The 10,779-nt window shown below is 47.3% G+C and carries 13 protein-coding genes; 3 read left to right on the top strand and 10 right to left on the bottom strand.

What is annotated here, in order from left to right; genetic code table 11:
• Window positions 1–34 precede the first annotated feature (34 nt).
• Window positions 35–352 (bottom strand): helix-turn-helix domain-containing protein, encoded by a 318-nt coding sequence (locus GN111_RS02630; RefSeq protein ID WP_170302092.1) that lies wholly within the window; start codon window positions 350–352, stop codon window positions 35–37.
• Window positions 353–525: 173 nt separating this feature from the next.
• Here GN111_RS02630 and GN111_RS02625 point away from each other — a divergent pair, with 173 nt between their 5' ends.
• The 3 genes from GN111_RS02625 to GN111_RS02615 are packed head-to-tail and all read left to right on the top strand — an operon-like array spanning window position 526 to window position 2,264.
• Complete coding sequence (locus GN111_RS02625; protein ID WP_155302254.1) at window positions 526–1,245, top strand: hypothetical protein; 720 nt, start codon at window positions 526–528, stop codon at window positions 1,243–1,245.
• A gap of 25 nt (window positions 1,246–1,270) precedes the next feature.
• A complete protein-coding gene (locus GN111_RS02620) occupies window positions 1,271–1,894 on the top strand; it encodes a hypothetical protein (protein WP_155302253.1) in 624 nt (207 codons plus the stop codon).
• 52 nt (window positions 1,895–1,946) lie between these two features.
• Complete coding sequence (locus tag GN111_RS02615; RefSeq protein ID WP_155302252.1) at window positions 1,947–2,264, top strand: hypothetical protein; 318 nt, start codon at window positions 1,947–1,949, stop codon at window positions 2,262–2,264.
• A 617-nt stretch (window positions 2,265–2,881) separates the two neighbouring features.
• On the opposite strand, the gene GN111_RS02610 is transcribed toward GN111_RS02615, so the two are convergent.
• The 9 genes from GN111_RS02610 to GN111_RS02570 form a co-directional block, all read right to left on the bottom strand.
• Window positions 2,882–4,231, bottom strand: a complete 1,350-nt coding sequence (locus GN111_RS02610; RefSeq protein WP_197740485.1) for a glycosyltransferase family protein — start codon at window positions 4,229–4,231, stop codon at window positions 2,882–2,884.
• 424 nt (window positions 4,232–4,655) lie between these two features.
• Window positions 4,656–6,620: a hybrid sensor histidine kinase/response regulator gene (locus GN111_RS02605; protein ID WP_155302251.1), complete on the bottom strand. Its 1,965-nt coding sequence runs from the start codon at window positions 6,618–6,620 to the stop codon at window positions 4,656–4,658.
• Between the two features lie 125 nt (window positions 6,621–6,745).
• Entirely contained in the window at window positions 6,746–7,021 is a 276-nt protein-coding gene (locus GN111_RS02600) for an HU family DNA-binding protein (protein WP_155302250.1), read from the bottom strand.
• Window positions 7,022–7,240: 219 nt separating this feature from the next.
• Window positions 7,241–7,567, bottom strand: a complete 327-nt coding sequence (locus GN111_RS02595; RefSeq protein WP_155302249.1) for a PilZ domain-containing protein — start codon at window positions 7,565–7,567, stop codon at window positions 7,241–7,243.
• Window positions 7,564–7,848 carry an integration host factor subunit alpha gene (locus GN111_RS02590; protein ID WP_155302248.1) on the bottom strand — a complete coding sequence of 95 codons (285 nt, stop codon included), beginning with the start codon at window positions 7,846–7,848 and terminating at the stop codon, window positions 7,564–7,566. The genes GN111_RS02595 and GN111_RS02590 overlap by 4 nt, the downstream gene beginning before the upstream one ends.
• A 277-nt stretch (window positions 7,849–8,125) precedes the next feature.
• Complete coding sequence (locus GN111_RS02585) at window positions 8,126–8,497, bottom strand: hypothetical protein (RefSeq protein WP_155302247.1); 372 nt, start codon at window positions 8,495–8,497, stop codon at window positions 8,126–8,128.
• A gap of 259 nt (window positions 8,498–8,756) precedes the next feature.
• Window positions 8,757–9,437 (bottom strand): response regulator, encoded by a 681-nt coding sequence (locus GN111_RS02580; RefSeq protein ID WP_269433810.1) that lies wholly within the window; start codon window positions 9,435–9,437, stop codon window positions 8,757–8,759.
• Window positions 9,422–9,655 carry a hypothetical protein gene (locus GN111_RS02575; protein WP_155302245.1) on the bottom strand — a complete coding sequence of 78 codons (234 nt, stop codon included), beginning with the start codon at window positions 9,653–9,655 and terminating at the stop codon, window positions 9,422–9,424. Before GN111_RS02575 ends, GN111_RS02580 begins: the two co-directional genes overlap by 16 nt.
• Before the next feature lie 358 nt (window positions 9,656–10,013).
• Window positions 10,014–10,652: a TetR/AcrR family transcriptional regulator gene (locus tag GN111_RS02570; protein ID WP_155302244.1), complete on the bottom strand. Its 639-nt coding sequence runs from the start codon at window positions 10,650–10,652 to the stop codon at window positions 10,014–10,016.
• Window positions 10,653–10,779: the final 127 nt, after the last annotated feature.

Here is a 10,779-nt window from a genome sequence, read left to right as displayed (position 1 = left end):
TAAAACCCATGATTAAGCCCTAAAATACAAGCCGTTAGATGAAAAGGGCCGAAAGGACTTTCAATGCCAGCTTTTGTTGTTCGGCAGGCGCCTGTTCGAGCATGGAGACGATATCTTTTATTCTTCTTTTAGGGTTCTCCGGTTCTAGTCGGTTAAACAGATCCCCAATGCCCACCTCCAATGATTCGGCAATTTTGATGAAGGTATCAAGGGTCGGGTTTTCCTTTCCCCGCTCAATGCTGCTCACGTATTTCGGATTGATCCCCACTTTCTCTGCCAGCTGTTCCTGGGTAAGATGCCTCTTTTTCCTTATTTCCTTAATTCTTGCCCCAAGTAATTGTTTTATTTCCACAAGGATTTCCCCCTCTTTTTGCCGATGATCTCAAAAGCGGGGAAATATCTGAACAATCCGAAAGATTGAATAACGGTTGATTTTTCATGCCAGTAGACGTACTTTTAGAGTGATGGATTGAAATCTGGCTAAATTTTTAGTCCGTCACTTTAAATTTTTACTTTGGAGGGGATATGTTATTTGCCGCCAGGCATCGGAAGGATCGGACCTTCGATCTACGTGAAGATGAGGTCACCTCCTGCATTTTCGGTCCCTTGTTGTATATGTCCGTTAGGGAGGTGTGGGCTTTGTTTCGTGCCTGGTTGCCCTTCGATACCGAAACGTGGCCCACCGCAGCACCGACCGATGTTAAGCTCTCTTTCTGGCCGAACCTGAGAAACGAAGGCCGCACCGAACCCGATATTGTTGCCCGGTTTGTTTATAACGGGGAAACGACGTTGACCGTATTGTTCGAGATAAAATGGAATTCCCCCATATCCGGCATGCATGAATTGGTCAATCAATGGGTGGCCCTGCCGGATGACGAAAAAAAAAGCGCATTCCATGTCTATCTTGTCAAGGATACCGGGCTTGGTAGCCGGGAAATAGACGCATCATTGACTGGTTTTCCGGATAAATCCTGGAGTGACCGTTTGATCTGCATCGGATGGCGCAGCCTGATCGAGGTCCTGCTTTACCATCTGCCGAATTTCGGATCGGCCATGAATTTATGGGCCGATGGGGTGATCGCGTTTTTACGTCGGCGGGGACAGACCGTCTTTACCGGTTTCGAATGGCTGGCAGGGGAATCCGTGTTCGTCGATATTGAAAAAGAGATATTCTGGAGACCTCCGCCCTGGTTTTTATTCGATCAAAGGATTTTTGCTCAGGATGCGATTTTTTGGATGACTTGAATGATTCGTTCTGAAAGGAAAAAAAATGAATGGAGAGAACCTGTTCAATGCGGCAACGGTAATCTACAAGGCCGGCGAAGAAATCGATGCGATGCTGGAAAAAATGTCCGCCCTGTTGAAACAGAAGCTGGAATCGATTGAAGGGATTCGCAAGGTCGAATTCCTGGATGACGATGCGGATAATACCAGCGACTGGGTATATCACGATTTGATCCAGAATTACGGTATCTATAAAAGGGGTGCCAGGAACCCCGGCGCCTGTTTGGCCATACAAATTAAGCTGTTCGATACCGGGGAGGCTGAAATCGTCGGCCCTCGGGCACTGCTTTATGTTCTTTTTTCATCCGGTGAGTGGAAGCTTAATGAATTTTTGCTCCACAGCGCGGTTGGTGAAGGCTTCGAACTGGAGCAAGAATGCCTATGGCAGCGCTATGACGAAGATGAGGATCGTTCCTTAAAACGGTCATGGGAAGATACGGAATGCGCTTATGTGGTACCGTTGACGGCTATCAATACGCCCGAGGATGTGCGAACTTTGATCATCGATCCCATCTACTGTTTGATGACAAGCGGGTTGAATTCGGAAAAAATGGATCGACGGATTTTACGGTTTCATGTCGAAGGTTCGAAGGTCAGCCTCCTGTCCTGATTTGAAATGGATAGGGCATATCCGACTGTAATCAAAATGTTAAGGAAATAAAATGTTAGAGATCAGCCAGGATAAAGCCGGGGACCTGACCGATGCAGCCGGCAGTCTGAAGGATATTTACGAGCAGTTGGTGGCGATCCATGACATCACCGAAAATAATCGCTATAGTCAACGGGAACTGCTCGCCAAAGAAATGATTATCCACGTATCGCTTGGCAAGCTTCTTTCTGAGTTCAAGTACGAATTGTCCAGGATTCTTCCCGGAATCGACGAATTGCGAAAACAATGGCTTTCCCCGGAAGAATACCAGCGGTTCAAAGCCAAGTGCTTATATGACGATGAACGGTACATATGCGACCGCGGCATTTGATCTCAATCGACTGCCCATCGCCCCTGCCGCACCATATGATTGGAAATACAAAACAACTTTGTCTTAGTCACCAACTTCTTCCATCTCCGGTTGGCCACACCACTAAAGCAGACAGTACAACCCCTTCGCTCCATCTGTATTACACAGACTTCATCACTACTACGGGTCGTTCCGCCCTTGTGCCCTGCATCTATACTCTCACGCTCATGGAGCAACCACTTGCGTTTCTCCCTTGCCATCGGGACGACAGGTTTCTGCGTTCCCGTACAAAAGCCCGAATCCAGTTCATGCCATCTTTATGCCGGACGACGCATAGACAGTAAACAGTTGCCATCTATACTTACCCTGGCATCTATCACCCCAGTTTTGACGCCATCCATATTTTTACGACACCTCAGCAATGGTTCGCTTGCGCTCATCTCCTTGATTCACACCTGATCCCATCAAACGGGACCTTTTCTTTAATACTCACCCCCCCTGGCTTTTCACCAGCGCAGCTTAAGGAGGTTTGAAACCTGCTCCGAGGTGCCTGCCTCATCTTCTTTACAGTTACACACATTCTATTTAAAGTGTGCTCGTGGCACACCAGAAGAGAATACAGCTGAAAGGGGCGGATATTAAACCCGGATCGCCTCAATGAGGACATCATTGATTTCTGGCATCTTGTGACACACGCGTTCCCATGAAGCTGTATGGGGTGTTTCGAAAACGCTTCTCTTTAGCTCCAATTCGACGGATAGAATCGCCTTGGCCAACCCGGCCTCCAGACATGGCTTAAACTGGGGGTAGCTGTTCGCCAGGCGCAACAGCCGGTCGGTATCGGTTGTCTGGGCCGTCAGAATATCACCGGCGTGCAGGATGCAGGCGCCAAATACATTCCGTGCCAGGTATTCCTCATCGTCCCAATCATAATCGAGATCGTTGAACATGGATTCATCCGAGTACATCTTGGTCAACTTGTCGGTAACCCCCATGTAGATGGTCAGCAGATCCCTGAAGAAAGCCTCGCTCAGATCGAGCCCTTCACCCTGCACCAGGGCATTCATCAACGTCGTGACGATATCGACTGCCATGCGCGTGAGGCCCTTGGACAGGTCGTCTTCGGAGACGGTCTGATGTTTGTGATCGAATGGTTCGATGGAAAAATCGACCTGGGCGGCGCTCGACGCTTTGCGGTAAACTTCGATCAAGGTGAAGATCTCCGCGCCCCAGTTGGTGGCAAAACGCATTTTTTTCAACAGATCCGAGCGGAACGCCACTTCACCGGAGAGCTGGTAATCGAATTGCAAAAGAAAATCGATCAAACCCAACATTTTTTTGTCCTTGGACTCGATAAATTTCGTCTTGAGCGCAAGCAGGAGCGGGTCCATGAGGAGCCGCTTGACGCGTCCGTACAGCCGTCGGTTGGAAATGCGGGTGTAAAAGGCTTTAGAAAAATCATAATTGTGCACCACCACCGGGTACAGGAGGCGATCCAGCTGGATACAATCGAAAGAGCGGATATCCGCATCCAGAATCCCGACCGCCTTGGCCTGCAACGCCAGGGCGATGCCGATTCCCAGGAAAATATTTTTACCCTTGCCCGACTCTGCAGGCACCATGCCCGCGTCGCTGAGCATCCGGTAAATATTGCCGAACACCGGGCCGTCATTCCACTGGATTATGGCCTTGTTGATGCGATGCCTTGCGATCAGGTCCCTGAGCAGTTGCATCTCGGATGCGCAGGCCTGATCCAGACCAAAAATAATGTGATCCAGATATTCTGCTCGGGACAGGTGTGATAAAATGTTATTAAAAACCGGCTGGTTTTCCGGCAGGGTATACTCGCTGGCCAACAGCGGGACGATCAAAACGGGTGGGTTCATTCTGGCATGTTGGTTCAACATGGCCGCCAGGTGTCGGCGATCCTGATCGACCAGGATGCGGAATGTAGTCACCAATCCGAAGTTGCGTGTGATTTCTCGCATGGCGCATCTCATGTGATCGGTTTGATCAATGCCTCATTGAAGGGCCAATTTACCGGGGCGCTATTCTTACCGAACACGAAGCATCGGCATTAAAATCGAGGAGCAAGCATTGGCGGCTACCTCGTACGAATCCGAAATTGGCACGATATCGGTCTATCTATCGAATGGATGGACAAGGGTTAACCATCCTTTTGTTTTCGACTGCAAGGTGCATACCTTGATGGCATCTTGTTAGATCCGTTTTAAAATACAGACTATTTCAACACTTGTTTCCGACGTCATATCGCGTCGAGTGTCGATAAAGTTAACTGATTGTAAAACGCAGATGGTTTAGGAGATCGTGGATAAGCTCCGTCAATGGCTTCGAAAAACGCTGAAAAGACTTTGGGAAAAAACCGTCAATAGATCGCGATGACGCCTGGAATTATCCCGATCCTTCGCGACCATTTAATTGTTGACGGATTTTTTGAGATAGCTCCGACAAATTAAACGGTTTTTGAATAAAGCCGTTGCAGCCACGCTGCATGATCAGTTGTGCCTGACCATCGATGGTATACCCACTGGAAAGGATTACCCGCATCTGCGGACAAATCTGCTGGATACGATCATACACCTCGCCACCCCCCATGACTGGCATAACCATATCCAAGAGTACCAGATTTATCTTTGTGCCCATCCGTTGAACGATTTCAACAGCTTCATTGCCACTGTTAGCCACAATGACACGATAGCCCAGTTTTTGCAGCATGGCCTGGCCGACGTCTAAAATCATGTCTTCATCGTCAACCAGTAGTATCGTTTCAGACCCCTTTGCGATTTCTCCATTTAACGGAATATCCCGATCCGCTGATTTTTCAGACACCGGCAGGTAGATATTAAATGTTGAGCCTTGACCTTTTTCGCTGGAGACAGTGATTACCCCTCCGTGATTCTTGATAATTCCGTAGACTGAAGCCAACCCAAGACCAGTCCCCCGGTTTTTTTCTTTGGTCGTAAAAAACGGGTCAAAAATCCGCGCCTGGATCTTCGTATCCATACCGATACCGGTATCGGTGACAGACACACGGGCATAGCTTCCCGGTTCCATTTTATACGCCATGCAAAATTCATCATTCGGTATGGCGATTTCGGTTCCCAGATACAGCTCTCCGCCATCGGGCATCGCCTGCCAGGCGTTCATGAACAGATTGATCAACACCTGCTCGATCTGTCGATGGTCCGCTTCCAATACGATAGCTTCGTCATGAGTTTTTATGTGAATGCTGATTTCTTTTCTTGTCCGGCCAAACATGGTTGCCGTCGAATGAACCAATTCGTTGATGTCGATCGGTTTGACCTCGTACTTGCCGCCCCGGGCAAAGCCCAGCAACTGGTTGGTCAACTCCTTGGCGCTGCGGATATAGTCGTCAATGGCGCTCAGATGTTCCCCATGGGGATGGTCGTCGTCCAGATCCATGGCCATCAGTGCGGAACGGCCCTGGATACCCATCAGCAGATTGTTAAAGTCGTGGGCGATACCCCCTGCGAGTGTGCCGAGGGCTTCCATGCGCTGGGCACTGTGAAGCTGGGTCTGCAGTTGCTTCCTTTCGTGGATGTCGCGGATAACCCCGTGGGTGCCGACGAGCTGTTTCTTGCCATCGGGTGGGACCGCTTCGTAGATCCCCACGGATTTGAGTTCAACAGTCACGAACCGGTCTTTCTGCGATGTGCTCGGCGTTTTTCCGGCAACCTTCAGGCGTAATTCAAGCCCCGAAGAGATGCGTTTACCCGATCTTCTTTCGTTGAAGAACCAATTGGCTTTCTCTCGATCCGCCTCGGACACAATCGTAGAATAGTGCTTACCGATCAGATCGTCGACTTTCGTTTCCAGCAGGTGTTCCACGGCCTCGCTCAGGAAGGTGAAATTCCCATCGGCGTCCAAGGTGTAGATGATGTCGGGGATGTTCTGGACCAGGTAGCGATATCTTTCTTCAGACAGTTTCAGCTGTTTGTCGATGGTCTCTTTTTCTCTGAGCAGTGCCCCTTGAGCCAGCGCATTCTCAACAGTCTTGATGAGTTTATCGGGTTCGAAGGGTTTACGGATATAATCATAAGCGCCGTTTTGCAACGCCGACAGGGCCGAATCGAGATCGGTATCCCCGGTAATGAAAATGACCGGAGTATCAGGTCTTTGAATCTTGATGTGGCTCAGGATTTCGTGCCCCGGCATATCCGGCAAATGAACGTCCAGAAGGACCAGGGCGAATCGTGTTGTTTTTAAAGAAACCAGGGCGTCTTTGCCACAGTTCACCGAAGAGACCTGATAGTTCTTGCTTTGAAGCAGTGCCTCCAGACTAGTACACATCCGAGGTTCGTCATCGACGATCAGGATTTCTAAGGATCTGGCCATTAAGCGGATACTTTAGTTTTATAGTGTTAAATGCCTGCTTTCGATGGGGGCGATCTTGGCTTCATTGTCTGCCAAGAACATTATTCGACGATGCCTTCTTGATCGCAAACGAGTTGATTTCTATCTTAACGATCCACCCGCTCCTTCAACTCCTTCCCCGCTTTAAAAAAGGGCAGTTTCTTTGGTTTGATTTTGACCTTTTCACCCGTTTTCGGATTGCGCCCGGTATATCCATCGTATTCCTTGACAGAGAACGAGCACAATCCCCTGATTTCAACACGGTCCCCTTTGGCTAGCGTATCGGCCATCCCATTGAAAAAGATGTCCACAACGGTGGCGGCTTGTGTTTTAGACAGGTAGGTGGCGTCTCTTAGTGCCTGGATCAGCTCAAGCTTGTTCATACGTTCTGCACTCCTGATTGTGGGTCAAATTGAAAAACGGGCCGATCATTGTGTAGATCCCGGATAGAATAAACCTATTGAGGATGTTATGTCGATAAATTCGTTGATTTTACCTTAAAGTTTTCCGTGGCTTCTGGAAAGTGGTCGACCAATGCCTTCAGGAGTAAAAACCAACGAACCTGCCGTACATGTTTGGTCCCTGTGGCATTGTAAATAATTTTACCGATCAGCCTCATGGACAATCTCCGGGAACTGCCCCTTCCCGCTGATTAAATCATCGATAGGCTCATCGAAGTCAACCGCAAATCCGTTATGTTCATGGCGTACCACTTTCCCGGATACCTGAATTATCTTGTCAAATTGGAACAGCGGAAATTCGAGCGAAATGGTTTGTCCTTCGGCAATCTTTCTCGATGTCCCTATAAACAATCCACCCGCACCGATGTTCTTAATGACATCCCGGAAAGTTCCTTCCTTGACCGAGTATTTTGCGATGATGAACGAAGTGCGGCGTGAATGTTGATGCCGATTCGGTTTGGGGATCATTTCACGTTCACCTTTTGCTTCAACCGACCCGAACACTTGAACGTCACCACACGCCTTGCCGGCAGGATGACATCTTCACCCGTAGCCGGATTTCTCCCCTTACGTGCCTTTTTATCCTTGACGCAAAATTTTCCGAACCCGGAGATCAATATATCGTCACCGGAACCAAGAGAAGATTTGACAATCTCTATCAGCGTTTCGACAACTTCGATCGATCGGGTTTTAGGAAATCCCACTTTCTCCTGGACTTGTTCTACGATTGATTGCTTGGTCAGCGTCATAAATATCGGACTCCGGTTATGCGGATATTAAAATAAAGGGGATCGGGCGTGGGAGTTTAGGGTAGCTTGTTGCAATTTGGTAAGGAGGTCCGCCCGATCCCCAGCGGGAATGATTAAAGATGCCAATTGGTCCTTCCCGCATTGTGTATTTTTTACCATAACGATAGCAGGAACGACAAGTTGAATATACTGAATCAACACTATTTTTTATCAAAAAAGCAGACAGATGGCGGTCCGTCTTTTTCGATGTCATCGAATCAAATATCAAACGGAATAATCAGGCAATTTTTTTAAGCGATATGCCCGCCTTGGTCTTTCTGACAGTAAAGGTAGTTCCTTCAGCAAACCCCATCTCTTCGACTAACTCCTTTGAAATGATCAAGCTACCACGTTTGTTGACGACGGATTCTTTTGCAGGTGTTGATTTCGAAATGGCATGACCTGTCTTGACTTCCGGAATAGTACCGGTTTCTATCAATGCGCTGAGATAGTGGGTCTTAAACTGGATCGCTGTGTTGAATTTAAACGCTTTCATAATTTCGGACTGGGGTGTTCCGCTCTTGACCATTTTAATCAGTTTGGCACAGTCAACTTTTTTTTTCGCTGGCATCAATGGATTCCTTTCCTGAGGTAAAAAAAATAGGTGCATGGACTCTTCCTATCATTGGCATACCAGAATAAAAATCAAGAAAAAATCCTGATAAGAGGAACGATCTCGGTTAGATTCCGGTGGAATTTACCTCACTGTTGAAATCGATAGCGGTCAATTTTGAGATTCCGATAATTTTTGCCACTCGACTTGACAGAAAGACCCATCGCAAAGGAAAGGACGATATCCGAATCGAATAAAAGCAGTTTATCGCGGATCAGGATACATCTCAAAATGGTCTAAAGGCCTATCAATTCGTTCAACGCAACACCTCCTTTATGGCTTGCCCCAACTCTTTCATAGCAGCGGGCTTTTTTATATATTTAGCGGTGCCTGCTTCGAGAGCCTTTTTGACCTCATCGGTTTCGGCAAAGCCGCTCAAAATGATCGCTTTTTGATCCGGATAAATTTCTTTTATCCGGTCATAGGTTTCTCGGCCGTTTATTCCCGGGTCCATGATCATATCGAGAAGCAGCAGATCGACGCCGCCATGTTTTCTGACATATTCCACTGCCGCTTCTCCGGACGATACGCAATCAGGTGAATAACCCAATTTCTCCAAAATTTGACAGGCGATTTCCCGCTGGCTTCTGACATCGTCCACAACAAGGACGCGTTCGCCTTGCCCATAAAGGCTGTTAATTTGTAGTGAATTTGCCTTGTCTGCAGGCATCTCACGGGTGGTATGGCAATAGATTTCAAAGCATGTACCCTGGTCATTGCTGATTATGTTGATATAGGCGCCGTGGTCCTGGATGACATTCCATACCAAGGTCAGGCCAAGGCCGGTGCCGCTGCGGCCCATAACCTTTTTTGTATAAAACGGTTCGAAAATCCGATCGAGCGTTTCCCGGTTCATTCCCGGGCCGGTGTCCATCACGGTCAGGACCGTATATTCTCCCTCGGGAATGGTGCCATAACCTTTTACGGGGCGGTCCAAATAACGGTTTGGGAAGCTGAACTCAGTGGTTCGGTTGTCATCCGGTATAGGAAAGGAAGTACATTTTTTTGGATTTCACCGGATATCATTTTGTAGATATCCGCTTTTTCCTTATTTCTACGTTCCAGCAAAACGTCTAAAGCTGTATTGATTTTCTCTATCTCAGCTTCCAGTTCCTTCACCTTCATTTCCAGAAGTTCCGTTGTTTCCTTGGTCATCTCCAAGTCCGCTTAATCGTTGTCAGATACAAATTTAGGAAGGGCATTTCTTTAAACGTAATTATTGAGTTATTTTAAGTTGGCAAAATCTTTTCCTATAAAATACATAGGTGAACAAAGACGGTTGAAAGGATAGAGGACTGGACGCGCCATCTCGTCGTTGATAGATAAGATGGCATTGCGTCCAGTCCTGAGCGGGAGATGGAGGAGGTGCCAGGATGGCTTTTCCCGCAACATCATGTTTTCTTTTCCTTCCTAACAGGTCTGCAAACCAACATATAAAGTACCAATACAGATCTATACGGATAGGTCGCCAAGTGCGACTTCATCAGGGCCGAAAATGTTTATCTTCAATGCATCAACTTTTTGATGTTTGAAGGCCTCTGATAAAAATGTCAAAGGCCAGTTCAAATCTGTCACAAACAAGGTCTTCGGTAGCATTGATAACCTTGTTGATCTCTTCTCGCAAAATGACCCCGGAAAACAACCCCCAAAGAATGTCGGCCAAGGCGATTGGAGTGTAGTCAGCAAAGGCTGCTTCATTCAGGCTATACGTTAAAACTTCTGTTATTTTACCCAGGATTTTCCTGGCCAGATCCGTGATCTCCGCTAATAGCTCATATGAGATATGCTGTAGGGTTTCGCTGGACTGAAGTTTGAACATGTTGATCAGCATCAGGGGATCGAAGTCGTAAGTGTCCAATAAGGCATCTTTCAGGTTTTCCAATCTTTTCTCGGCAGATTTGTTACCCTCTTCGGTGATGTGCTCCATCCGAATCAACAGGTATTGAAGGATCCTCACTGACAATGACGCGTACAGCTCCTCTTTGCTTTTAAAATATAAATAAAGGGTTCCTGAGCTCAGTTCTGCTTCCCTAGCAATAGATTCCATGGTTGTACACCCATACCCCTTTTCAATAAATACACGCCTAGCCGCGATCAGAATTTGCTGACGGCGTCTATCTTTATCTCGTCTTCTACGCTCTAATATTCCCATGGCCTTTTGATTTAACAGAGAATTGTTAAGATTGTCTAAGAAAATTCATTATAATTAAGTTTTTTTAGATTAATAAATTAAATGTAAGGTACAATTAATTCGTCAGGCGCCGTGCCTATCACCCGTT

The organism is Desulfosarcina widdelii, from assembly GCF_009688965.1.
Taxonomy (GTDB): domain Bacteria; phylum Desulfobacterota; class Desulfobacteria; order Desulfobacterales; family Desulfosarcinaceae; genus Desulfosarcina; species Desulfosarcina widdelii.
Note: the sequence above shows the minus strand (reverse complement) of the source record. Positions and strands in the feature narration are given on the sequence as shown.